The sequence below is a fragment of the Pyxidicoccus caerfyrddinensis genome, assembly GCF_010894405.1.
Taxonomy (GTDB): domain Bacteria; phylum Myxococcota; class Myxococcia; order Myxococcales; family Myxococcaceae; genus Myxococcus; species Myxococcus caerfyrddinensis.
The window spans coordinates 302,175-326,148 of record NZ_JAAIYA010000004.1 but is presented as its reverse complement, the minus strand read 5'-3'; the positions used below and the strand labels follow the sequence as shown (position 1 = coordinate 326,148).

At 69.3% G+C, this 23,974-nt stretch carries 21 protein-coding genes and 1 pseudogene; 12 read left to right on the top strand and 10 right to left on the bottom strand.

Going from position 1 to position 23,974, the window contains the following annotated elements:
- Positions 1 to 12 precede the first annotated feature (12 nt).
- The gene (locus G4D86_RS11750) at positions 13 to 468 is read right to left on the bottom strand and encodes a hypothetical protein (RefSeq protein WP_163992753.1); all 456 of its coding nucleotides are present in this window, start codon (positions 466 to 468) and stop codon (positions 13 to 15) included.
- A gap of 387 nt (positions 469 to 855) precedes the next feature.
- On the opposite strand from G4D86_RS11750, the gene G4D86_RS11745 reads away from it, so the two are divergent.
- Positions 856 to 1,227 (top strand): nuclear transport factor 2 family protein, encoded by a 372-nt coding sequence (locus tag G4D86_RS11745; RefSeq protein ID WP_163992750.1) that lies wholly within the window; start codon positions 856 to 858, stop codon positions 1,225 to 1,227.
- A gap of 90 nt (positions 1,228 to 1,317) precedes the next feature.
- Here G4D86_RS11745 and G4D86_RS11740 read toward each other — a convergent pair whose 3' ends face one another.
- Positions 1,318 to 2,190 carry an aldo/keto reductase family oxidoreductase gene (locus G4D86_RS11740; protein ID WP_163992748.1) on the bottom strand — a complete coding sequence of 291 codons (873 nt, stop codon included), beginning with the start codon at positions 2,188 to 2,190 and terminating at the stop codon, positions 1,318 to 1,320.
- A 117-nt stretch (positions 2,191 to 2,307) separates the two neighbouring features.
- Here G4D86_RS11740 and G4D86_RS11735 point away from each other — a divergent pair, with 117 nt between their 5' ends.
- The 8 genes and pseudogenes from G4D86_RS11735 to G4D86_RS54290 form a co-directional block, all read left to right on the top strand.
- Positions 2,308 to 3,240: a LysR family transcriptional regulator gene (locus G4D86_RS11735; RefSeq protein WP_205519543.1), complete on the top strand. Its 933-nt coding sequence runs from the start codon at positions 2,308 to 2,310 to the stop codon at positions 3,238 to 3,240.
- A gap of 1 nt (position 3,241) precedes the next feature.
- Entirely contained in the window at positions 3,242 to 3,397 is a 156-nt protein-coding gene (locus G4D86_RS11730; protein WP_163992744.1) for a glutathione S-transferase family protein, read from the top strand.
- 14 nt (positions 3,398 to 3,411) lie between these two features.
- Positions 3,412 to 4,962, top strand: a complete 1,551-nt coding sequence (locus G4D86_RS11725; RefSeq protein ID WP_163992742.1) for an FAD-dependent oxidoreductase — start codon at positions 3,412 to 3,414, stop codon at positions 4,960 to 4,962.
- Positions 4,963 to 5,369: 407 nt separating this feature from the next.
- On the top strand, positions 5,370 to 5,873 hold the full coding sequence (locus G4D86_RS11720) for an aldo/keto reductase (RefSeq protein ID WP_205519542.1): 504 nt from the start codon (positions 5,370 to 5,372) through the stop codon (positions 5,871 to 5,873).
- 183 nt (positions 5,874 to 6,056) lie between these two features.
- Positions 6,057 to 6,437 (top strand): phage tail sheath protein, encoded by a 381-nt coding sequence (locus tag G4D86_RS11715; RefSeq protein ID WP_163992740.1) that lies wholly within the window; start codon positions 6,057 to 6,059, stop codon positions 6,435 to 6,437.
- A gap of 130 nt (positions 6,438 to 6,567) precedes the next feature.
- A complete protein-coding gene (locus tag G4D86_RS11710; RefSeq protein WP_163992738.1) occupies positions 6,568 to 8,664 on the top strand; it encodes an alkaline phosphatase family protein in 2,097 nt (698 codons plus the stop codon).
- Entirely contained in the window at positions 8,622 to 9,290 is a 669-nt protein-coding gene (locus G4D86_RS54525) for a tRNA-dihydrouridine synthase (RefSeq protein WP_476705408.1), read from the top strand. Before G4D86_RS11710 ends, G4D86_RS54525 begins: the two co-directional genes overlap by 43 nt.
- Positions 9,194 to 9,739, top strand: a pseudogene (locus G4D86_RS54290) (tyrosine-type recombinase/integrase); the annotation flags it as partial. The gene G4D86_RS54525 and the pseudogene G4D86_RS54290, both read left to right, overlap by 97 nt.
- A gap of 156 nt (positions 9,740 to 9,895) precedes the next feature.
- Here the strand turns inward: G4D86_RS54290 and G4D86_RS11695 are convergent.
- The 4 genes from G4D86_RS11695 to G4D86_RS11680 all read right to left on the bottom strand — a co-directional run bounded on the left by G4D86_RS11695 (position 9,896) and on the right by G4D86_RS11680 (position 14,914).
- On the bottom strand, positions 9,896 to 11,101 hold the full coding sequence (locus tag G4D86_RS11695) for an ABC transporter permease (RefSeq protein ID WP_163992733.1): 1,206 nt from the start codon (positions 11,099 to 11,101) through the stop codon (positions 9,896 to 9,898).
- Positions 11,102 to 11,119: 18 nt separating this feature from the next.
- Positions 11,120 to 12,712 (bottom strand): efflux RND transporter periplasmic adaptor subunit, encoded by a 1,593-nt coding sequence (locus G4D86_RS11690; RefSeq protein WP_163992731.1) that lies wholly within the window; start codon positions 12,710 to 12,712, stop codon positions 11,120 to 11,122.
- A gap of 46 nt (positions 12,713 to 12,758) precedes the next feature.
- Entirely contained in the window at positions 12,759 to 13,442 is a 684-nt protein-coding gene (locus G4D86_RS11685) for an ABC transporter ATP-binding protein (RefSeq protein WP_420821856.1), read from the bottom strand.
- Positions 13,443 to 13,507: 65 nt separating this feature from the next.
- The gene (locus G4D86_RS11680; protein WP_240360194.1) at positions 13,508 to 14,914 is read right to left on the bottom strand and encodes a TolC family protein; all 1,407 of its coding nucleotides are present in this window, start codon (positions 14,912 to 14,914) and stop codon (positions 13,508 to 13,510) included.
- A 429-nt stretch (positions 14,915 to 15,343) separates the two neighbouring features.
- Here G4D86_RS11680 and G4D86_RS11675 point away from each other — a divergent pair, with 429 nt between their 5' ends.
- Together G4D86_RS11675 and G4D86_RS11670 are read left to right on the top strand one after the other, a co-directional pair.
- Positions 15,344 to 16,624, top strand: a complete 1,281-nt coding sequence (locus tag G4D86_RS11675) for a sensor histidine kinase (RefSeq protein WP_163992727.1) — start codon at positions 15,344 to 15,346, stop codon at positions 16,622 to 16,624.
- 4 nt (positions 16,625 to 16,628) lie between these two features.
- The gene (locus G4D86_RS11670; protein WP_163992725.1) at positions 16,629 to 17,996 is read left to right on the top strand and encodes a sigma-54-dependent transcriptional regulator; all 1,368 of its coding nucleotides are present in this window, start codon (positions 16,629 to 16,631) and stop codon (positions 17,994 to 17,996) included.
- 10 nt (positions 17,997 to 18,006) lie between these two features.
- Here the strand turns inward: G4D86_RS11670 and G4D86_RS11665 are convergent, their stop codons facing one another.
- A complete protein-coding gene (locus tag G4D86_RS11665; RefSeq protein ID WP_163992723.1) occupies positions 18,007 to 18,588 on the bottom strand; it encodes a hypothetical protein in 582 nt (193 codons plus the stop codon).
- Positions 18,589 to 18,692: 104 nt separating this feature from the next.
- On the opposite strand from G4D86_RS11665, the gene G4D86_RS11660 reads away from it, so the two are divergent.
- Complete coding sequence (locus G4D86_RS11660) at positions 18,693 to 19,157, top strand: tetratricopeptide repeat protein (protein WP_205519541.1); 465 nt, start codon at positions 18,693 to 18,695, stop codon at positions 19,155 to 19,157.
- 65 nt (positions 19,158 to 19,222) lie between these two features.
- Here G4D86_RS11660 and G4D86_RS11655 read toward each other — a convergent pair whose 3' ends face one another.
- The 3 genes from G4D86_RS11655 to G4D86_RS11645 all read right to left on the bottom strand — a co-directional run bounded on the left by G4D86_RS11655 (position 19,223) and on the right by G4D86_RS11645 (position 23,924).
- Positions 19,223 to 21,442 (bottom strand): M4 family metallopeptidase, encoded by a 2,220-nt coding sequence (locus G4D86_RS11655; protein ID WP_163992721.1) that lies wholly within the window; start codon positions 21,440 to 21,442, stop codon positions 19,223 to 19,225.
- Between the two features lie 100 nt (positions 21,443 to 21,542).
- Positions 21,543 to 22,310 (bottom strand): ATP-grasp domain-containing protein, encoded by a 768-nt coding sequence (locus tag G4D86_RS11650; RefSeq protein ID WP_163992719.1) that lies wholly within the window; start codon positions 22,308 to 22,310, stop codon positions 21,543 to 21,545.
- Between the two features lie 90 nt (positions 22,311 to 22,400).
- Positions 22,401 to 23,924, bottom strand: a complete 1,524-nt coding sequence (locus G4D86_RS11645; RefSeq protein WP_163992717.1) for a hypothetical protein — start codon at positions 23,922 to 23,924, stop codon at positions 22,401 to 22,403.
- Between the last annotated feature and the right edge of the window lie 50 nt (positions 23,925 to 23,974).

Genomic DNA, 23,974 nt, shown 5'->3' with positions numbered 1-23,974 from the left:
CGGCCCCAGACCTCAGTAGTCGAAGCGCGAGGTGATGATGCCGTCGAGCCGGTAGAAGGAGTTGCTCACGTCGATGTTGTAGGGGCTCCCCACCGGATTGTTGAGCCCCTTGGCGAAGCCCTGGCACGCGGAGCACACGAGCGTGCCATCGAGCATCACGTCCCAGAGGCCCTGCACGAGGTCGTCCGTCGGCGCGCCCTGCAGGGTGACCAGGTTGAGCTCGAGGACGATGGCGGTGCCGTTGGTGTTCACCGTCACCTTCGCGTTCGCGAACGCGGGTCCGGAGCCTTCCTGCCAGCTCACCACCGACTCATTGAGAACGGGAGCGAAGAGGGTGCCCTGGATGTCGACGGCGCCGCCCTTCGTCGACCAGATGCTGTGCACCGGCTGGCCCGATGCGAGTACCAGCCCCGGAACCGTGATGAGCGCGAGAAAGAGGGCAACGACAGACGGGCGAAAGTTGCGCATGGACGCACCTCGAGCTGCGAAGACGGGATTTGATGGGGAAGGGCGCACGCAGTGCCTGGCAAATGCAATTGAGTGTCAAATGTCACGCCACGAGGGCCACCCCAGGGGCAGTCACGGGACCCCTTGCCCAAGGCGGCACACGTGGAGACTGCTCCCCGATACCAGCCCGCACGAGCCCGGCGTGCTGACCTCACCTCACGGCGTGGCGGTGGAAAGGGCGTAGTAGACGATCAGCCGTGGCCAGCGTGCCGTGAGGCCCAGCGGACGCGGATGTCATGGCTCCGCCGCGTCTGTCATCTCGTGGGGCGCAGAGGTCCGAACTGACCAGCAACCGGTTTATGCTGTCCTCGTTGCCAATGAGGTTCGACAGCGAGGAAGGACGACGCGATGGAATCGACCAGGGCCGCGATCGAGGAACACTGGCGGGCTTCCGAAAGCGGCGAGATCGAAGCCGAACACGCGATCTACGCCGAGGACGCGATCCTCGACTATCCGCAATCGGGTGAACGTTTCCGAGGTCGCACCACGATTGCGGCGCAACGTGGCGGGCACCCGGCCGATCGGCACTTCACCGTGCTACGGATTGTCGGCAGCGGGGAGCTGTGGGTCAGCGAGTGCATCATCACCTATGACGGTGTGCCGACCCACTCGATCTCCATCATGGAATTTGCCGGCGAGTCGGTGGTGCACGAGACGCAGTACTTCGCCGACCCTTTCCCCGCTCCCGAATCGCGGGCGGCCCTGGTGGAGCCTTCCTGAGCTGACTTTCGGTGCGAGCGGACGACCCCTTGAATCCAGGAGGTGCAGGAGGCAAAGCCCGGTATGGACTCGCTCGGGGGACGTCGGCCTTCAGGAGTGCTCGGCGAGCCCGTTCAGCGTGGCCAGATTCTCGGCGCTCAAGACGATTGAGGCGCTCGCGAGGTTCTCCCTGAGGTGCGCGATTGAGGACGTGCCAGGAATGAGCAATACGTTGGGCGAGCGACGCAGGAGCCACGCGAGCGCCACCTGCATCGACGTAGCCCCGAGCCGCGCGGCCACCGTGTTGAGCGTGCTGGACTGAAGCGGTGAGAACCCGCCGAGCGGGTAGAACGGCACGTACGCGATGCGGAGCGCGGCGAGCTCGTCGATGACTGCGTCGTCGCGGCGGTGCGTCAGGTTGTAGTGGTTCTGCACGCACACGATTTCCGTGAGCTTGCGTCCCTCCGCGAGCTGCGCGGCCGTGACGTTGCTCAGGCCAATGTGTCGAATCAGCCCACGTCGCTGAAGTTCGGCGAGCGCGGTAAGCGGCGCTTCGATGGAGCCCTCCGCTGGACCATAGGCGCTGAACATCGCGCGAAGGTTCACGACGTCGAGCACCTCCAGTCCGAGATTGCGAAGGTTGTCATGAACCGCGCGCTCGATATCGGTGGCGGAGAAGGCGGGCTCCCACGACCCCGACGGGCCGCGCACGGCGCCGACCTTCGTGGCGATGACGAGACCCTCGCGATACGGATGCAGGGCCTCGCGGATGATCTCATTCGTGACATGGGGACCGTAGATGTCGCTGGTGTCGACATGGTTGACGCCCTGAGCGATGGCCTCTCGCAGCACGGCAACGGCGGCCTTGCGATCCTCGGGGGGGCCGAAGACGCCGGGGCCGGCGAGTTGCATGGCGCCGTAGCCGAGACGCCGGACGGTGTGAGAGCCGAGGCGGTAGCTGTCTGCGATGTGGGGGGCGGTCATGACGTGGTCCTTTGACGTGGTCCGTTGAGGATGGACTTCGACACGAAACTGACGGAGGACCCGCTGCGCGACAACCCACTATAATCTGCACGGGCTGTGCGATAATTTGCACAGTTGATGGATGACCTCGCAGACCTCACCACGTTCCTGGCGGTCGCCCGTGCGGGCGGCTTTCGCAGCGCCGCCCGTGCGGCAGGCACAAGCGCGTCGCGCATGGGCGACGCGGTTCGTCGACTGGAAGCCCGGCTCGGAGTTCGGCTGCTTCATCGCACCACTCGCAGCGTCACACCCACCGACGCAGGAGCGCGCCTGCTCGAGCGGATCACCCCGGCGCTCAGTGAAGTGCGCGCTGCGCTGGACGTGGTCAACGATTTCCGAGATCGCCCCGCGGGTCGTCTGAGGCTCAACGTGCCGACCGCCGCTGCACGGCTCGTCCTTCCTCACATCGTGCCGCCCTTCCTGGCGAGGTACCCCGACATCTGCCTCGAGGTGACCGCCGAGGAGCGTATCGTCGACGTGGTCGCAGAAGGCTTCGACGCCGGCGTCCGCTACGAAGAATGGCTCGAAAAGGACATGGTAGCAGTTCCCATCGGTCCGCGCGTCCAGCGGTTCGCCGCGGCCGCGTCACCCACATACCTTTCTCGCCGTGGTCGTCCCACACATCCACATGAGCTGCTCGAACATGATTGCCTACGATGGCGCTTCTCGAACGGGCCGCTACACCCGTGGGAGTTCGAACGAGACGGAAAGACGATCAAAGTCGAGCCGAAGGGCCCGCTGATCGTCGGTTTCGGTGGCACGACGGAGCTCGCTGTGGATGCCGCCGTGGCGGGTAGCGGGATCGTCTATCTATTCGAGGATTGGCTCCGTCCCTTCCTCGACCGAGGAGAGTTGGTTCCCGTGCTCCAATCGTGGTGGCTGAGCTTCTCCGGGCCCTTTCTCTACTACCCCAGTCGTCAGCACCTGCCGACGCCGCTGCGTGCCTTCGTGGACTTCGTAAGGTCGATGCAGTCGAAGCAGCCGCGAACTCGTCGACGTAACGAACGCTGAGGTGACTCCTCATTTCCACTCGCTGGTGCCGGACGGCGTCTTCGTCACCGCGTTCCCGAAGCTCGCGGCGCTCAAGGCCTGCATCTCGGAGCGCCCGCGGGTGGCCGCCTACCTGGCCAGCCCGAAGCGCTACGAGCCATACCTGCTGCCGAGTTGATAGAAGCCCGAGGCATGAACGAGAAGACCTCGCGAGAAGAGCGTGTCCCGGTGCTCATCGTCGGCGGCGGCCTGGTCGGGCTGTCGACGGCGCTCTTCCTGGCGCATCGCGGGGTGAAGGCCCTCGTCCTCGAGAAGCACGAGGGCACCTCCATCCACCCCCGAGCCCGTGGATTCCACGAGCGCACCATCGAGCTGTTCCGCTCCACGTGCGCGCGAGAGGAGATCGAGCGGGTAGGAGGCGTGCCTCCCGATCTGGGCGGTGGAGGCCAGTTGGTGGCGCTCACGCTTGCGGGGCCCGTGTTGTCCTGGATGCCCGCGGCGCCGGGAGCACATCGGTCGGACCTGAGCCCGTGTCCGCACGTCTACCTGGGACAGGACAGGCTCGAGCCCATCCTGCTGCGAGCCGCGCGCGAGCAGCAGGCCGAGGTGCGTTTCCGCCACGAACTGAAGGAGTTCACCCAGGACGCGAAGGGAGTGACCGCTCAGGTCCTCGATCGAGCGACGAGAGAGACGTACACGGTTCACACCGACTACCTGGTGGCGGCGGATGGTGTGCGCAGCTCCGTTCGCGAGGCGCTCGGCATCGCGCAGCGGGGGCATGGCTCACTGGGGCACAACGTCTCCACCCTCTTTCACGCGGATCTGTCTCCCGTGCGAAGGGAACACCCGTTCGGCTTCGCGGTGCTGAAGCACCCCGAGGCGGGCGGCGTCATGGTGGCCACGGACGTGAAGGACCGGTGGATCTACGCCACCCGGCTCGACGTTCCGCGAGAGGCACCTGCGGACTTCACCGAGGAGCGCTGGACGCGTCTCATCCGCCTCGCCACGGGGCTGCCGGAGCTTGTCCCGACGCTCCTGGGCACGTTTCCGTGGGAGGCGGCGGAGCGGGTGGCGGAGCGCTTCTCCTCGGGCCGCGTGTTCCTGGCTGGGGATGCAGCGCACCAGATGCCGCCCACGGGAGGGCACGGCGCCAATACCGGCATCCAGGACGCGGCCAACCTGGCCTGGAAGCTCGCGGCCGTGCTGAAGGGACAGGCCGGGCCGTCGCTGCTGGAGACCTATGACTCCGAGCGCCGCCCGGTCGCCGCAGCGACCGCGAACCAGGCCACCCTCCTCGCGCTGCGTCTCGAGAAGGGAGCCGCGATGCCGGAGGACGACGGGGCCGTCAGTGCCCGGGTGGTCATCTTCGGCTATCGCTATGGCTCCGATGAGCCGCTCCCTCGGATGTTGACCCTCAACGGTGAGCCCGGCACGCGCGCGCCGCACGTGTGGCTCTCGTCGGGGGAACGCCCGGTGTCGACGATCGATCTGTTTGGCGGAGGCTTCGTCCTGCTGGCGGGGGACCGGAGTTGGCTCGATGCGAGCGAGGCCCTCTCGAAGCGCGCGGGGCTTCCGCTCCAGGCCCACCGTGTCGACGGCTGGCAGAGCACCTATGGCGTGGGAGCCTCGGGCGCCTGCCTGATCCGTCCCGATGGGATGGTGGCGGCGCGGTGGAGCGAGGCCTCGAGCGATGCGGAGCGTATGCTCTCCGAGGCGCTCGCGGCGGCTACCAGGAGAGGTTGAACGTGCAGGAGGCCGCCCCATGCTTGCGGCAGTTCCCGGGCTCGTGCTCGACGCGAACACAGAGGAGCAGGCCGCGTGGTGTTGAGGCTCAAGAGGCGCCAAGAGGTCCAGGCCCCTGCTACGCACCTGATGGGAGCGCGGTCTGGGCAGGCGTGTACCCCAAGGGGGCTCAAGCGGCCTGTCCACCGGACGGGAGCATCACTCGGGCGGCCCCGTCAGTGGCCCTCCTCGGCGCCTCTGCACCCTCCCTCCCCTCAACAGGGCCCCATCCCTCTTATGCGTTGCGCCACGTCATCGGAGCAGTCCAAGGGAATCAACAGCGGGAGCGACAAGGGGCTGCGTAGCGGGGAAAGCAAGATGAAGACACGAAAGCTCGGAAGCCTGGAGGTCTCGGAGCTGGGAGCCGGGTGCATGAGTATCAGCGCCAACTACGGGCCTCCCGCGGACAGGAACCAGGGCATCCAGGTCCTTCGTGCAGCCCAGATGCGTGCAAGGAGCTGGGAATCGGCTTCGTCCCATGGGGTCCAGTTGGAATGGGTTATCTGACTGGGAAGATTGACGCTGGCACGAGGCTCGACCCGAAAACAGACCTTCGATCCGGGTTCACGCACTTCAGCCCTGAAAACCTGGCGGCCAATGCGGCGGTCGTCGAGCTGCTCAGGCGCGTCGCAGAAAAGAAGGGCGCAACGCCTGCTCAGATTGCACTGGCATGGCTGTTGGCGCAGAAGCCCTGGATCGTTCCGAGCCCGGGTACGCGCAACCCGGCTCACCTCGAGGAGAACCTGGAGGCAATCCAGGTTCAGCTGACGCCTACGGATCTTCGTGAGATCGAAACTGCCTTCTCCAAGATTACAGTGCGGGGTGGGCGGATGAATGAAATGCAGATGGAGGTCGTCGACCCAACGGAGTGACCGGTCGTTGGGCCCGCACCGCCGCCGACGCAGTGCGCCGCAGCGAATTGCACTGATCCCTTTGCCTATTCTCGGATAGTCGCTCTATATTCACGGCGAGTGAACACTGCCAACCCCGCTCCGCGCTGCTGAGTAGCGAGGAGAGGGGGCGCGCAGGGAGCCGTGACCGAATAGGAGGCAGGGATGCCCGAAATGATCATTCCGGGGACCTATGTCGACGTACGGGCCGAGGGGTTGATATCCGCCGGGCGCATCGCCACCGGCATCGTCGGCGTCGTGGGGACGGCCAGCGCCGGTCCCGTGGGAGTCCCGGTCACCCTCTCGGGCTTCGCCAATGCCCGTGAGGTCTTCGGGCTCCCGGACGACTTCGACAAACCAGTGGATGGGGCGAATCCCCTCTCACTCACCCGCGCGCTGCAGCACATCTACGCGAACGGGGCCTCCACCGTCATCGGCGTGCGGGTGGCGAAAAGCACCTCCAAGGCCGCGAGCTTCGCGGTGCGGGACGACGCGGACCACGCCGTGGCTGTGCTATGCGTTAATTCGGGCGCGCGCGCTCACTGACGACTGCGACAGGCGCCGCGAAGCGCTCGCGGATTCGCGAAAAACACGTTGCCGAAATGCGACTGTCCGCATTGCGGAAAGCCTGTCGTTTGCTGTGGAGTACCGTGGTTCCCACCGACAGGAGCGTGCCATGGCAGACATCGTACTATTCTCGGACCGAGGCTTCCGCGGCGACAGCATCACGCTCGGCATCGGCAGCACCCGCTTCGTCGATGCCGCGACCTTCAATGACACAACCCTGTCCGTGCGCGTGCCCGCCGGCTGGTGCGTCAAGCTGTACGAGCACGCGAACGAGAATGGCGGTTACGGTCGCTCCGTCGAGCTGATGGCGGACTGCCCCGACCTGGGCGCGCTGGGCCTGGGCCAGGCCATTTCCTATGTCACCGTGTTCTCGGCCGAGCGTGACGCGTTCGTGTTCGTCCGCGGGCGCATGGAGGGCGGCAACTTCGTGCCAGGGCACTGGGAGCGCAGGCGGGCGAGCGGCGCGGCGCCATCGCAGGGCGCGCCAGTCGTGTCGCCGCCGCTGCCGCCGCCGACGCAACCGGAGTCGCACTCCACGAACGTCGTGCGCGACCATCGCGGCGATGGCGTTCGCTGGGTGCCCGCGCCGGAGACAGGGCCGGGCCGGGGCGGGGGCGTGGTGCACGACCACCGCAAGAGCCGGGTCAAGCACCTGTTCGTCCTGGTGCTCGAGAACCGCTCCTTCGACCACATGCTGGGATTTTCCGGCATCACCGGCACGGACGCGAGCAGCGGCCAGCCCACTGCGATCGACGGCCTGAGCGGCAACGAGTCCAACACCTACGCCGGCGTCAGCCAATCGCCCGTGCGTGGCGCCCCGGACGTGGCGCGCCACGACCCCGGCCACAATTTCGACGCGGTGCTCGAGCAGCTGTGTGGTCAAGGCGCCACCTACGCGGCAGGGCAGCCCTACCCCGAGCCGAACAACTCCGGCTTCTATTCCCGGCACGCGCGCGGGCATGCCGACGATCCCGCAGGCGCCATGCATTGCTTCACCCCCGACCAGGTGCCGGTCATCACGGCGCTGGCGAAGGAGTTCGTGGTCTGCGACCACTGGTTCAGCTCGATGCCGGGACCGACCGAACCCAACCGGTGGTTCGTGCACGCCGCGACGGCCGCCGACTTCGACAACTCGCCGAGCAAGGACGAGTACGCCGAGAGCCTGCTCAACCACTGGGGCGGTTTCTCCTTCCCCAACGGTTCGATCTACCAGCTGCTGGACAAGCATGACGTCAAGTGGCGGATCTACGCCTGCGACGAGTTCCCCAACGTCGCCGAACTCGACGGCGTGAGCCGGACCTGGGACGTGGATGACTTCGACGACTTCCTGCACGACATCGCCTCGCCCGACTACGACGCCGCCTACACCTTCATCGAGCCGAGCTACGACGCGCTGCTGGGCGACTTCCGCGACGGCAACTCGCAGCATCCGCTCGGCAGCGCGAGGGCGGGCGAACGGCTGATCAAGCGGGTGTACGAGGCGCTGCGGCGCTCCCCGATCTGGGAGAGCAGCATGCTGCTGGTCACCTACGACGAGCATGGTGGTTTCTACGACCACGTGCCTCCGCCCAAGGCGAGGCCCACCGGTGCCAAGGGGCGGGCGTTCGGGTTCACGTTCGACCGCCTGGGAGTGCGGGTGCCGGCCATCATCGTGTCGCCCCTCATCCCCCGCAACCTGGTCGACCACCGGGTCTACGAGCATTCCTCGATCGCCTCGACACTGATCGACCTGTTCAACCTCTCGCCGCTGACGGTCCGGTCCTCCAGCAGTTCCGGCTTCAAGCACCTCGCGACCCTGCCGGAACCTCGCCAGGACGCGCCGATGACCCTGCCCGATCCCGACGGCGGCGCGCTTATGCGGATGAAGGAAGTCCGCATCGCCGATGCCGTCGCCGCGCATCCGGAGCGGCTCTTGTCCGACGATCCGAACGGCACCCGCGCCGCCACCCTGCGTTCGGCGCTCGCCCAGCACATGGAGGTGACTCCCGAGGCGGAGCACCCGGCGATCCTGGCGCGGGTCAAGGCCTTGCGAACCCAGGGCGAAGCGCTGCAGTACCTCAAGGATGTCGCTGCGATCGTCGAGGATGCCCGTGAACGCGCCGGCGTGCAGCCTTCGCCGAGGGTTCGGCGTCGTGCCGGCCTGCCGCCGCGGCATCCGCGGGGATGGGACGTGCTCCGGCGCAACCGGCCCGTCCCTTTGAGATAGCTCCGGCGGGCCAGCGATGCGGCGATAATCGCCGCATGCTGGATGACTCCGCGGACCAGGAAGGGCGCGCCACGGGCTTGCAAGGGCCCGCGGCACGCCTGTCGGTCGCCCCCATGATGGACTGGACCGACCGCCACTGCCGCGCCTTCCATCGCGTGCTGGCGCCGGGCGCGCTGTTGTACACCGAGATGGTGCACGCGCAGGCGGTGATCCATGGCGATCGCGAACGTTTGCTCGGCTTCGACGCCAGCGAGCATCCGGTGGCGCTGCAACTGGGCGGCAGCGCCCCGGACCTGCTGGCGCAGGCCGCGCGCATCGGCACGGACTGGGGTTACGATCAGGTCAACCTCAACGTCGGCTGCCCCTCCGACCGCGTGCAGGCCGGGCGCTTCGGCGCCTGCCTGATGAAGGAGCCACCGCTGGTGGCCGAGTGCATCGCCGCCATGCGCGCGGCGGTGGCAGTGCCGGTGACGGTGAAGTGCCGGCTCGGCGTGGACGAGCAGGAGGATTACGAGGCCTTCCTCGCCTTTTCGAGGAGGCCGAGCGGCTTGTTGCCGAAGCCGAACCGGAGTGGCGGCCGGTGCTGCTCGTGGCCCTCAAGACGGGGCTGCGGCAGGGAGAGCTGATCGGGCTCCAGTGGAGTGACGTGGACTTGCAGCGCGGCAAGCTGCACGTGCGGCGCACCATCTGGCGCGGGGTGACGGGCTCACCGAAGGGCGGACGCGAGCGGACGGTGGACCTGCCGGCCTCGGCGGTGGACGCACTCAAGGGACACCGGCACCTGCGCGGCCCCTACGTGTTCTGCCAGCAGGACGGCCAGCCGCTCACCGATGGACTGATGAAGCTGCCGCTCCAGCGCGCGGTACAACGGGCGGGCATCAGTCGCGAGCAAGGGCGCATCGGCTGGCACAACCTGCGGCACACCTACGGCAGCCACCTCGCCATGAGGGGTGTCCCGCTCAAGGTCATCCAGGAGCTGATGGGGCACGCGACCATCGAGATGACCATGCGGTACGCCCACCTCGCACCGGAGGCTCGGGAGAGCGCGGTGCAGCAGCTCGACCGGCCCGTGCCCCCAGCTCCACGCCGCACCGGGCAGAGACGCCGGAGGGGCACACTGAGGGCACATGAGGCCACGAGGCCAAAGAAAAAGCCCAGCAACCCGGTGAGATTGCTGGGCTTCTGAATGTGGAGGCGGCGGGAATCGAACTCGCTGCCGCCGGTGCCACCCTCACTCGTACCGCAGCGACTCGATGGGAGCGAGGCTCGCCGCGCGCCGAGCGGGCCAGATGCCGAAGAACACGCCCACCGTCGCGGAGAAGGCGATGGCCACGACGATGGCCTCGGGCGCGACCACCACCGTCCAGCCCGCTACCTTCTGCAAGAGCGCGGCTCCTCCCACGCCGAGCATCAACCCGAGCGTGCCACCCGCGAGACACAGCACCAGCGACTCCACGAGGAACTGGAGCATGATGTCCATGCCCGTGGCGCCCAATGCCTTTCTCAGGCCAATCTCTCGCGTCCGCTCCGTCACGGACACCAGCATGATGTTCATGATGCCAATGCCTCCCACCAGCAGGGAGATGGCGGCAATGCCTGCCAGGAGCAGGGAGAACGTCTGTGTCGTCTCCTGCATGGTAGTGAGCAGCGAGGCCTGGTCGCGGATGTTGAAGTCCGCCTGCGCGTCCGGCCGCAGCCGGTGCTCGCGCCGGAGCGTGGTGTCAATCTCAATCATCGCATCGTCCATGGACTTGTCGTCCGCCGCCTGCACGGCGATGGAGCGGATGCGGTCGCTGCCCATCACCCGGAACTGTGCAGTGGCCAGGGGGATGTAGAGACTCTCATCCGGGTTGGAGAAGCCCTGGGCTCCCTTCTCCGCCAGCACGCCAATGACCTCGAAGGGGATGCCGCGGATGCGGATGCTCTCGCCCACCAGGGACGAGGAGTCCTTCAGGCCGAGCTGCGCACCCGCCAGTGCTCCCAGCACCACCACGCGCCGGCGGCCCCGGTCCTCCGCGTCCGTGAAGAGGCGGCCCGTCACCACGCGGGCCTGGTTGATGTCGAAGTAGGCCGGCCAGGTGCCCACCACGGACAGGTTGGCGTTGGCCGCGCCGTGCTCCACCTGGAAGCGCGACTCGATTTCGGGGGCCACGGCCTGGATGTGCTTTGGGTTCGCCCGCAGCGCCTCCGCGTCCTCGATGGTCATCGACGCCTGTCCCCGGCCCAGGCCGCCCGCGAAGGACTGGCCGGGACGCACCGTGAGGACGTTGGTGCCGAGCGTCTGCAGCCGCTGCGCGACCGAGCGCTGCGCGCCTTCACCCAGCGCCACCATGGTGATGACCGCGGCGATGCCGATGACGATGCCCAGCATCGTCAAGAGCGACCGCAGCTTGTTGGCGAGGACCGCGTCGAACGCGACCCGAATGATTTCACCCATGACCTGGCCTCCTCCTGACTACCTCGCTCCACCACCGCCGCGTCCGCCAGCGCCGCCCGCGCCGGGAACGATTCCGCCGGCCATCTGGCGCATCCGCTCCGTGCTCCGCTGCTGCTGCGCCTTGAGCTGCGCGACGGAGATGAGCAGCACCTTCTCACCGGGCTCCAGCCCGCTGACCACCTCCGAGCTCTCCCAGTCGCTCATGCCGAGCACCACGCGCCGGGGCTCCGTTCCCTTCGCGCCCTGCACGAAGACGATGCCCGGCCGCGTGTCGCCCGTAGCCTGACTGCCGCCCCGCATACCCCGGCCGCCACGGCCTCCACCCTGGCTCGCTGCCGGCACCACGTTCGCGCCGCCAGCACCCGCCACGGCTCCTGCCGCGCCCGCGTTTGCACCCGCCGCCGCTGCAGCAGCACCGCCAGCGGTGGCGGTGGTCGTCGCACCACCCGGCGTCCCAGCGCCGCCCGCGTTCGCGTCGCCATTGCCCGCGCCGTCGCCCATGCCCCGGCCACGCGCGCCTTCACCCCTGGCGACGGTTCCATTGCCTTCCGCCGCGTTCCCATTGCCGGCGTTATCAGCGCCGCTCGCACCGCCCGCGCCAGGGGCCCCGCCCGCCGGACGCATCACCGCGCGCACGGCCTCCTCGGAGACTCCCACCGCGGTCGCGGCGGAGCGGGCATCCTTCATGGTCGCCACCGCCGCGTTCGGCACGGTGACCGCATCACGCCGCCGCGAAATCTCGATGGAGACCTCCGCATTCATGCCCGGCCGCAGCAGCCCCTCCGGATTGTCCATCCGGATAATCACCGGGAAGAGGGTGACGTTCTGCTCGACGAGCGCCTGCGGCTCCACCTTGACGACGTCGCCCATGAAGACGCGGCCGGGGTAGGCCTCCATCGTCACGCGGGCCTTCTGGCCGGCCTTGATCTGCCCCACGTCCGTCTCGTCCACCTTGGCGCGCACCTGCATCACCGACAGGTCCGCCATCTTGAACAGCGTGGTGCCGCCCGACACGTTGGACGTCGCCGAGGCGATGATGAGGCCGGGCTGAATCGTCCGCTCCAACAGCGTGCCGGCAATCGGCGCGCGAATCGTGACGTCCCGGCTGCGTTCCTTCGCGAGCTGCAGGTTCGTCTCCGCCCGCACCTTCGTCGCCCGCGCCGTGGCGGACGCGTCTACCGCGGCCTCGTACTCCTGCTGGGTGACGTAGCCGGACTTGCGCAGCTCCTCCAGGCGCAGCCGCTGGGCCTCGGTGGTGTTCATGCGCACTCGCGCGGAGTCCACGTCCGCCTGCGCCTGGGCCAGCGCGTTCTGCACGTCGCGCGGGTCCACCTCCGCGAGCAGCGCGTCCTTCTCCACCTTGTCGCCGGTGTCGAAGTGCACGCGCAGCACCTCGCCCGAGGCCTTCGACTTCACTTCCACCACGCGCAGCGGCTCCACCAGGCCGGAGGCCTCGGCGACCACCTCCATGTCCTTGCGCTCCACCACCGCCACCGACGTGGACTGCTCCTGCGCCTGCGGCTGCTCACCGCGCGTCTTGATGACGTAGCCGCCCGCACCGAGCAGGAGCGCCGCGGCGCCCGTGATGACCCACTTCTTCGTCTTGCTCACGACGTCCTCCAAGGTCCATGTCGCCGCGCACGCAGCGCGGCGCTGCTCAGTCCCGCTTCCGCTCGTCCCGCTCGATGACGCCGTCCTTCAGGAACAGCACCCGCTGCGCGTGCGCCGCGATGTCCGACTCGTGCGTGACGAGCATCAACGTCTGGCCCTGCGTATGAAGCTCGCCGAAGAGGGCCATGATTTCTTCTCCCGTGCGGCTGTCGAGCGCGCCCGTGGGCTCGTCCGCCAGCAGCAGCGCCGGGTGCGTCACCAGTGCGCGGGCAATGGCCACGCGCTGGCGCTGACCACCGGAAAGCTCGTTGGGCCGGTGGTCCTTGCGCGCTCCCAGGCCCACCTTCTCCAGCATCGCCGCCGCGCGCTCGCGCCGTTCCTTCTTGGCCACTCGCGCGTAGATGAGGGGCAGCGCCACGTTGTCCAGCGCGGAGGCGCGGGGCAGCAGGTTGAAGCTCTGGAAGACGAAGCCCAGCTCCCGGTTGCGGATGCGGGCCAGCGCGTTCTCCGACATGCCCGCCACCGGCTGCCCGTTGAGCCAGTACTGCCCGCCGCTGGGCACGTCCAGGCAGCCGATGAGGTTCATGAAGGTGGACTTGCCGGAGCCGGACGGGCCCATCACCGCCACGTACTCGTTGCGGCGGATGGTGAGGTCCACGCCGCGCAGCGCGCGCACCACCTCCGAGCCCATCTTGTAGTCCTTGCACAGCCCCTCGACGCGGATGACCACGTCCGAGATGTCCCGTCCGCCCGTGGGCACCGGGCCCGTCGCCGGCTGCGTGCTCGTGGAGGGATTCACAGGCGCCTCCCGGCCAGCGCCTCCAGCTCGGCGCGGGCAATCTGGTAGTCGAAGCGGGCGGCCACCAGGTTGATCTGCGCCTGGACCAGGCTCTCCTGGGACGTGAGCAGCTCCAGGATGGTGGTGGCGCCCAGGCGGTAGCGCTCTGTCTGGACCTTGAGGTCCTCCTGGGCCACCTCGACGGACTGCTTCGCGAAGTTGATGCGCTCCGACGTCAGGCGCAGCTGGCTCAGCGACTGGCCCACGCCCGAGCGCACCGCGCGCCGCGTGTCCGCGAGCTGCGACTGCGACACCGACTCCTGCGTCCGCGCGCGCACCACGCGCTCCTCGCGGAGGAAGCCGTCGAAGATGGGGTAGGAGAGGCCCAGCCGCACGGACCAGCTCGTCCGTCCGCCCGTGAAGGCCAGGTCCTGGTTGAACCAGTCATAGCCGGCGGCCAGCCGCACCGTGGGCAGGTACGTCGCCTTCGCCGCGCCGACGCCCGCCTCCGAGGAGCGCAGGTTCGCCTCCGCCGCGAGCACCGACGGCGCCCGCGCCGCGATTTCATTCACCAGCGCTTCCTCGGTGAGCGGCAGGGGCTTCGGCTCCAGGTTGTCGAGCGGCTTCGCGTCCACCGCACCGTCCTCGCCGATGAGCCGCCCCAGCGCCAGGGACGCCGAGTCGCGCTGCGTCTGGGCGGTGAGCAGGGCCTCGCGCGCAGTGGTCAGCTCGAGCTGCGAGCGGAGCACGTCCGAGCGCGTCGCCGAGCCCACCGCCAGCCGGCGATCCGCCGCCTCCGCGCTCTGCTTCGCCCGTTCGATTCGCGAGCGAGCCACCTCTTCCAGGCCCTGCGCGCGGAGCACCTCGTAGAAGGAGCGCTCCACGTCGAGCACCGCGTTGGATTGCTGCGCGGTGAGCTGCGCCTCGGCCGCGCTCGACTGCGCCTTCGCCTGGCGGCTGTTGGCCCCGCGCTGGCCGCCCGTGAAGACGTCCCACCCGGCCGACAGGCCCGCGCTGTACGTGTCGTTGGAGCCCGACGTCACCGCGCCCGTCTCCGGGTCCAACCGGTCACTGCTCGCCAGCGAGCTGCTCGCGTTCGCCGACAGGCTCGGCAGGTACGCCCCGAAGGCGCTGCGCTCGGCCGCCTCGGAGGTCGTCACGGTGCCGGCGGCCTGCGCCACCTGCGGGCTCGTCTTCAGCGCCCGGGCGATGGCCTCTTCCAGGGTGACACTCATCGTCGGCCGGGGCTGAGGCGCGTCCTCCGGGCGCTGCTGCTGCGGTTGTGCCTCGGCGGGTGCCTGCGCCAGACCCACGCCCGGCGCCGACACCAGCCCGAGGAAGCCCAGGGCCAGGGCCGTCATCCGGTGGGGCCGCTTCTTCGACCACGCTGTCTGGGGCGTCTTCATCGCGAGAGGGGATTGCATACTGCTTGCCAGCCCTCAACCCCTTGAAACAACGGGTGAAATCGCCACGGGTCCTGCTGAATCCGCGCGACGACTGCGGATTCCGCATGCCCGCCGGGCAGCCTTCCTCGCGGAGATTGCACCCGGGCGCCCCGTGTCCCTCGGGAGTCCTCGTGCAAGGGGCATGGGCCCCCTGATTGCAATGGAACCGCTGGCGGAGAGGAAGCGCAGGCCCCCCGTGCCTGCCCGTCCTCCCAGCCTGCGGCCTGAAGGGTCGCGCTCCGTTCCCCTGGGGGAGGTGCCCATGACGTTGGAGACAGCCGAGCGAGGTGGTGCCCGCGGGACGTGGTGCCCGGCTGGAAGGGAGTGCGGATTCCGCACTCCGCATGCAGAGTTCGCAGTGTGGAAGGCAAGCCCCTGGACCTGGAGTCCCCGCAGCGGAGGTCGACGATGAGCGCCACGTCATGGTGGCGCCGCGGTCCCCTCATGCCGTGGGGGGCGGCGGTGCTGATGTGCGCGGTGCTGCTGTCCGCCGCGCTGTTCATCCGCCGCTCGGCGCTGGAGTCCTCGTCGCTGGTGAAGCGCGGCATGGCCAACGTGCTGATGCTCGCCGGGGTGGAGGCCTTCCGCGACACGACGGGCGTGCCGAGTCAGGAGGCCATCGAGGCGTTCCTCGCGGCCCATCGGGACGGCGGGCTGCGCTACGTGGCCATCGTCGAGGATGGCAAGGTGCTCGCTTCGGCGGGGGAGGGCTCCGTCGGCGACCTGGTCCTCCAGCAGGACGGGCCCCAACTGCGGCTGGACGGGAGCCGCGCCCAGCTCGTCCACCGGCTGCGGAGGCCCCGCCCTCCGGCTGGCACCGCGGAGGCCCCGGCGGTGACGCCACCCCCGGAGCCGCAGGACCCGCGGAAGATGCTGCGCATCGCCTATGAGTTCGAGCCGCTCACCGCGCAGGAATTGGAGTCGCGCTCGCAGCGGCTGCTCATCGTGGCGATGGTGTCGTGCGTGGGCATCCTCGTGCTGGCCTTCGCCTTCTCGCGCGCGCAGGCCCAGCGCGAGGCCCTGGCGGAGGAGCTGGAGCGCGGGCGCAGACTCGCGGCGCTGGGCACCATGTCCGCGGTGCTGGCGCACGAGCTGCGCAACCCGCTGGCCTCGCTCAAGGGCCACGCGCAGCTGTTGGCCGAGCGGGTGGAGCGCGACGAGACGCTGCGCCCCAAGGTGGACCGCGTGGTGAACGAGGCCGTGCGGCTGGAGCAGTTGCTGAATGATTTGCTCGGCTTCGTGCGCAGCGGCGAGCTGCGGCGCGAGGACGCGGACCCGAACGATGTGCTCCGCGCGGCGGTGGAGGCCACGGGCGAGGCGAACGTGGAGGCGCGCTACCTGCCGGCGGGCACGCACTGGCCGCTCGACGCCGGGCGCTTGCAGCAGGCGCTGGAGAACGTGCTGCGCAACGCGGTGCAGGCCAGCCCCGCGGGGCAGCGCGTGGAGGCGCGCGTGGAGCAGGAGGGCAAGGCACTCGTGTTCACCGTGAAGGACCACGGGCCCGGCATCCCCGCGGGCGAGGAGGAGCGCATCTTCGAGCCATTCGTCACTGGGCGCCTGCGCGGAGTGGGGCTGGGCCTGTCCATCACCCGCCGCATCGTCGAGCTGCACGGCGGCACGGTGAGCGCGCGCACTCATGCGAGCGGGGGCGCGGAGTTCCGCCTCACCGTTCCTTCCCGGGGGGGCTGAAGCCATGGCGCGAATCCTGGTGGCGGATGACGAAGAGGGCGTGCGCTCGTTCCTGGCCGAGGCGCTGGAGTACGAGGGCCACGCGGTGACGACGGCCGCCGACGGTGACGAGGCGGCGCGGCTGCTGGCGAAGCAGGGCGTGGACCTGCTGCTGACGGACCTCAAGATGCCGGGCCTGGATGGGCTGGCGCTCCTGCGCAAGGTGCGCGAGGAGCAGCCGGACGTGGAGGTCATCGTGCTCACCGCCGTCGGCTCGGTGGAGAGCGCGGTGGCGGCGATGAAGGCCGGCGCCTTCGAGTACCTCACCAAGCCGGTGAGCAGCCCGGCCGAGCTGCGGTTGACGGTGGCGCGGGCGCTGGAGCGGCGCTCGCTGCTCAACTTCAAGGCGGAGGCCCGGCACTCCGCGGGCGAGGTGGTGCTGAGCTGGGGCGCGCCGGCCATGGGCCCGGTGGTGGAGGCCCTGCGCAAGGTGGCGCCCACGCAGGCCACGGTGCTGCTGGTGGGCGAGAGCGGCACCGGCAAGGAGGTGGCCGCGCGCGCCCTCCACCAGCAGAGCGAGCGCGCCGACGGGCCCTTCGTGGCCGTCAACTGCGCGGCCCTCACGGAAACGCTGCTGGAGAGCGAGCTGTTCGGCCACGAGAAGGGTGCCTTCACCGGCGCGGTGGCCCAGCGGCGCGGGCGCATCGAGCTGGCCCAGGGCGGCACCTTCTTCCTCGACGAGGTGGGCGAGCTGAAGGCGGAGCTGCAGGCGAAGCTGCTGCGCGTACTTCAAGAAAGGCGCTTCGAGCGGGTGGGCGGCACGCGGACGCTGGAGGCCGACGTGCGCTGGGTGGCCGCCACCAACCGCGACCTCCGGGCGATGATGGCGCGCGGCGAGTTCCGCGAGGACCTCTACCACCGCCTCGCCGTGTTCCCCATCCGCCTGCCCGCGCTGCGCGAGCGACGTGAAGACTTGAAGCCCCTGTCGGAGCTGTTGCTCAAGCGCATCGGCGAGGAGCTGGGGCGCCCGGGGCTGCGGCTGTCCCCCGAGGCCTCCGCGCGCCTGGAGGACTTCCCGTGGCCGGGCAACGTGCGCGAGCTGCGCAACGCGCTGGAGCGCGCGGCCATCCTCGCGGACGGCACGCTGGTGGAGTCACGTCACCTGTACCTGGACCCCACGAGCGCGCCGGCTTCCGAGGACGCTCTCGGCGCTCGGGCGGCGGCGTCCCTGGAAGGCGCGCGGGTGCCGGACACGACGCTGGAGGCGCTGGAGCGGATGGCCATTGAACAGGCCATCGCGGTCGAGGGTGGCAACCGCAAGCGCGCCGCCCAGCGACTGGGCATCGGCCTGCGGACGCTCTACGACAAGCTGCGGCGCTACGGCATGCAGTGAGCTTGGAGGCTCACGGGGGGCCGTAGTGCTGCACGCGCGAGTTCAGCTCCACCGCGGTGGCGTAGATCTGCGCCCAGGCCCGGAACTTGAAGCGGTCTCCGAAGCCCTTCTGGTCATTGGCGTAGTCGAACAGGTCCTTGCGGAACTGCGCGTCCGCGGCCTTGCGCGCCTCGGGGGCGAGCGGGGTGCCCTTCTTCGCGTAGTAGCGGAGGATGTCGTAGCCGTAGTCGTGCGTCTTCGCGGCCGGGTCGAACTCCTTGTCCGGGCCAATCTTGCCCGGGGCCGACGCGTCGCCGAACGGGTCCTGCATCCGCTGGCCGTGCTTCGTCTGGATGGCGTAGGGCTTGTAGCCCATGACCTTCTCGAAGTCGGCCGGGGGCGGGCGGGCACCGGTGAGGTACTCGCTCATCAGCTTGCCGTGGTCACCCGCCGGAGCGGCCGCCACCTTCGCGGTGCGCTGCGCCGCCGAGGTGGCGCCGGTGAACGTATCCTTCGGCTGGGGACGCGCCGGAGCGGCGGTGTTGGGCCGGGCGGCGGCGGGCTCGGAGGACACGGGGCGGCGGGCGGAGACTGACGGGGGGCGGACGAGCATGGGAACCCTGGGGGAAGAAGTTTCCTATGCGCTCATTGTCGGAGATTGTAGGCCTCGAGTTGCGTGAATGTGACTGACGCACCGCGTGGTGCGAGGAGACCCTGGTGGCAGCGGACCTGTATCGCGACGGAATGGCCCGGCTGGAGGCCGGAGACGTGGGGGAGGGGCGCCGCCTGCTGGAGGAGGCGCTCCGGCTGTCGCCCGGGTCCGTGGAGGTGATGCACGGCCTGGCGCGCGCCCTGGACCTGGCTGGGGAGCGTGCCCGGGCGGTGGAGCTGCTGGAGCTCGCCCATGCCCGCGCGCCGGACGCACCGGAGCCCGCGTGCGACCTGGCCATGTTCCTGCTGGAGCAGGGGGACGATGCCCGGGCGGAGCGGGTGCTGGCGCCCGTGCTGGCGGCCCATCCGGCCCATCCGCGCGCCAATCTGCACCTGGCCATGGCCCTGGCGAAGACGGACCCGGGCCGGGCGCGGGGCCACGCACAGAAGGCGCTCCAGGGGCCAGACCCCGAGCTTCAGCAGCAGGCGGCGGCCCTGGAGCGCGCGCTCGCGGCCGCGTCCCCGCGCTGAAAAACACGACGGGCGGCCTCCCGTGGGGAAGCCGCCCGCCTTGCTTCATCGACTGTGCGGTGTGACTACGGCCGCGTGTAGTTGATGGTCAGGTTGTACGAGGCCGTGCCCGAGCTGCCGCCGCGCACCATGACGTACGCGGACGACTGGCCGGCGGGCACCGTCAGCGTGCACGTCTCCGAGGCGCCGTTCGCGTTCGGCCGGCAGTCGTAGAGCTTGGTGGTGGGCGCCGCGCCGAAGCGCACGTACAGGTTCGGGTTGCCCGTGCCCGACATCACCACGCTGAAGCTGGTGCCGGCGACCACGTTGTACGGCCCGAAGTTGTCGTTCTCGTTCCGCGCCACGGTGCCGCTGGCCGTCGTCGTCGTCGGAGTCCCGGTGCCCGTGCCTCCGCCGTACGTGCCCGTGAGCGTCAGGCCCGAGTAGGAGCTGTAGCCGTTCACCATGACGTACCAGGTGCCGGCCTGCGGGTTGGTGAAGCTGCACGACTCCGCGTTGCCACCGGTGTACGGACGGCAGTCGTAGGTGCCGCTGTTCGGCGCGCTGCCGAAGCGCACGTACAGGTCCGCGTCACCCGTGCCGCCAGCGGTCTCGAACTTCAGGCTCGTCTGCCCGGCGGGCACCTCGAGCGTGTAGTACTTCTTGCTGCCGGAGCTGCCGGACAGGCCCGTCACCGGCACGCTGTTGGTCAGCGGGTTCGTCACCGGCGGCGGGGGCGGCACGCCGACGGCGAGCCACGCGTCCGTCACGGCCTGCACCGTGGCCGCGTCGTAGCCGAGCGCCTGCGCGGCCTGGATGGTGTACGTCTTCGCCTGCTCGAAGGTGGTGCTCGGCGTGAAGAGGTCCGTGTTGGCCTTGTAGAAGATGCGGCCGGCCTTCTCCGGGCCAATCGCCGTCACGTTGATGCTCGTCTTGCCGCGCGGGTGCGTGCCGCCCTTGGAGAGCAGCGCGAAGACGAGGTTGCTGATGCCGGAGCTGTAGTGCACGTCCACGCCGGACGAGTAGTCGCCGTAGAAGTCCAGCGAGGCGTCGTCCGCGGCCGGGTCGTCCATGTAGCGCAGGGCGTCGCCGGCGATGCCGGGCGTCCAGATGTCCTCGCCGACCTTGAAGACGTCCGCGTCCGTGGCCCAGCCGCGCGTCCAGCTCTCGCACACGCCGGAGAAGATGTCGGACATGGACTCGTTGAGGCCGCCGGACTCACCCGAGTAGATGAGGTCCGACTCGGTGTCCGTCACCGCGTGGGTCAGCTCGTGGACGGTGACGTCCAGGTCCTTGCCCAGCTCGATGGAGTCCACGCCGTTGCCGTCGCCGTACACCATCTGCGTGCCGTCCCAGTAGGCGTTCACGTAGTTGGTGCTGTAGTGCACGGTGCTGATGAGCGCCGCGCCCGCGTTGTCGTACGAGTTGCGGCCGAACAGCGTCTGGTAGCAGTTGTACGTGGCGCCGAGCTGGTCGTAGTTCATGTCCACGTGCGCGTCGCCAATGGCGGCCTGGCCCTCGCTGCGCTTCAGCGTGCCCGGCGTGGTCGAACCATTGTTGGCGCTGTAGACGCGGCGGTTGAGGGCCGAGTGGATCTGCGGGTGCACGGCCAGCACGCCGCCGCGCTGCGCGTCCACGTAGACGAGGTCATCGGCGGGCATGCCGTCGCGCTCGCCCACGGTGCGCACCTGCCAGGCCAGCCGCGCCTCGCCGGAGCCGTCGGTGTGGATGAAGACGAGGGTGGCGGGGCCGCGCGCGGTGGAGCCGCTCGCGCCGGAGCCCAGCTCCGCGGCCTTCAGCGCCGCGGCGGAGGCCACCGTCGGCTCGGCGGAAACCTTGCCGTTGCCGTGGGCCGTGCCGTTGGCCGCGTAGATCTGGCCCTTGGAGTCCGCGTGGAGCACGAGCTCGGCGCCCACCACGGGGAGGCCCTGGAGGAGCTGCCGGAAGCGCAGGTGCTTGTGGCCCTGGGCGTCCACGGTGGAGCGCCGGAAGACCAGGTCGTCATTGCGCAGGCGGAAGGCCGCGGCGATGCCACCCAGCGCCTCGCGAGCCTCGCCGCCCGCGTCCAGGCGCGCCTTCTGCGCGGAGTCCGTGGCCAGCTGGCCCAGCTCGCCGCGGATGAAGTAGGGCACCTCGCCGTCACGGCCCAGCACCTCGGCTCCCGGGAGGCGAGCGAGCGCGGCCTGGATGTCGGCGTCCTTCGCCTCACCCGCCGCCGGCTCCGACTCCGGCTGTACCGAGCCACAAGCCGCCAGCCCCGCACCCAGCCACGCCGCCCAGAACGTCCTCGAGAATCGATTGCTCACGCGCACGACCTTTCCAAAGAAGGAAGGATTTCATGACACATGAGCAATTCTGAATTCAAGCGGATATTATGTGTTCATCGGATTTTGAGCTTCCCGGGTGTTACCAGGGCATCGCCTCGATGGCGGCCACCATCTTCGCGACGTCGTACGCGTAGAAGCCGGCCGAGTTGAGGTTGTTGATTTCACCGACGTACAGCCCGCCGTCGTGCATGAAGACGTCCAGCGCGTAGGCGCGGTCCGGCGCCCAGCGGTCGGCCATGGCCTGCGCGAAGGCGTACACCTCCGGCTCGACCTCGGCCGAGGCGACGACGCGGTCCCCGAGCTTGTAGCGCGTGCCGGTGATGACGCGGCCGTCCACGATGACCATGCGGTACTCGCGCTGGATGGGCCTGGGCGCGCTGACCGCCACCCAGGTGTCCGCGGAGACGGTGGTGTCCTCGCCGAGCCCCAGGACGCTGTCGCGCCAGGCGGTGAACTCGTCCCAGGTGGTGACCATCCCCGAGAACGACTTGTCGTCCAGGCACGGGCGGATGAAGAAGGGCCCGTCCAACGGCGTGACGTCCGCGAAGCGGCAGACGCGGGCACCGGCGTTGAGCAGGTGCTCACCGAGGTGCTCGCGCCAGACGCGGAAGTCGAAGTTGTCGTTGAGGAACGCGCCCGGCACCCAGCCGCGCTCCCGCGCATACCGGGTCAGCGTCAGCGAGCCCATGACGATGACGGGGCCGGTGACGTCCACGGCCGGCTCCACGCCGCCGCCGAAGGGGATGACCTTCACCAGGGTGTGGGGGAGGCCACCGTGCTCCAGCACCTGCATCAGGGTGTGGAAGCCGCGCTCGTTGAACAGGTTGTTCTGGACGACCCAGTGCATGTGCCACGCCTCGGTGACAGGGGTGCCGCCTGGACGACGGTACCCCCGGACACCTGACGCTGGCAGGGCCTGTCTCCGCTGGGGCCTCGCCTAGCAGTCCGCGGGGCAGAAGCTCGTGGACTCCCAGGGGTTGCACACCCCGTCGCCGCACGCGGCGTTGAGAAAGGTCTCGAAGACGGCCTTGCGGTGGGGGATGAAGACGTTGGTGAGCGCCGGGGAGATGCGGTGGCGCAGGCCGTCCGGGCCCGTCTCGGTCGACTCGGAGACGTGGGTGAAGCGCTGCGACGAGGGCCAGATGAGGCCACCGCCCAGGTTGGCGTTGTTGCTGAGTTGGTGACAGCCGGCGCACGACTGTGCCTGCGCCCGGGCCACGATGTTGTCCGGCGTGAGCGTGCTGCCGATGGCCGTCAATTGCGTCTGGATGTTCGTGCGGAAGGTGCTGGCCGCGACGCCAAACTGGTTGACGTAGTGGTTCTCCGTCGAGCTCTGCGCATCGCTCTGGCCGCTGTTGTGGAGGTCCGAGGTGAACATCGTGAAGGTGTTGAGGTCATTCACGGCCAGCCGGGACACCTGCGCGGGGAAGGAGCTGTTCTGGAAGTTCGCGGCCTCGGGGTGGGCGGAGGCGGGGTTGAAGAGGGTGCCGCCCGGGTTGGTCTTCACCGTCACGGGCAGGAAGCGCAGCGTGCACGGGGAGAGGCTGCGGCACTCCTTGCGCAGCTTGAACTCGCGCAGCGTCCAGTTGGACTGCATGAACTGGTTGGAGCGGATCTGCCCGGTAGCGTCCGTGGTCCGGTTGCCGTAGTTGTCGATGTGCACCACCGGCATGAAGCCCGGCAGGCCGATGAAGTAGAACGTCCGCAGCTTCGAGGCGCGAGAAATCGGGTCCGCGTCGTTCGTCAGGTCGGCCCAGAAGTTGGCGACGGGACGGCAGCCCTCGAGCCCCTTCGAGGGCGTGGGGTTGGGCAGCACCGCCTCGAAGATGACGAGGTTGCGGTCCGCGCCGTTCGTCTGGCCCGAGCGCTTCGCGTAGGCGATGCGGTACTCGCCGCAGTTGGTGCCGCGCGTGGACGCCAGGTCGAAGCGGTTGAAGAGGCCGATGGGGATGTACGCGCTGGGGTTGGACGTGGGGTTGACGAAGGGGTCCACCAGCGCCTGGTCTCCCTCCTTGCGCGGGCAGGTGTACGGGAAGCCGTTCATGTTGGCGATGCCCGTGGTGTCACAGTGGGCGCCCACCCCGAGCCCGGGCGAGGGCCGCGCCGTGTCCCACCACTGGTGGAACAGGTCCAGCTCCGTCGTCGCGACCCCGCTGCTGGCGACGAGCTCGCTCATCAGCAGCGAGAAGGAGAAGCCGCTGAGGACCGCCTGGTCCGTCACCACCAGCGAGCGCCGAGGGTCCACGGTGACGACCGAGGCCGTGGGCCCCGAAGGCACCATCTCGGGCAGGGCGCCAATGCCGCGCCGCTCGGGGTTGAGGCTCTCTTCCGTCTCATCCGCCGGGGCGGTGACGGGGGCTGGCGCGGCGGGCTCCATCGCCTCGGTGCCACATCCGCTCGACAGGGTCAGGGCCGTGGCCCCGAGCAGGGCCAGCCACCTTCGCTCGTGTTGGGTCTTCACGCGTTGTCTCCAATGCGGCCCCGGGGTGTGGGGAGTCGCCATGGGTCCAA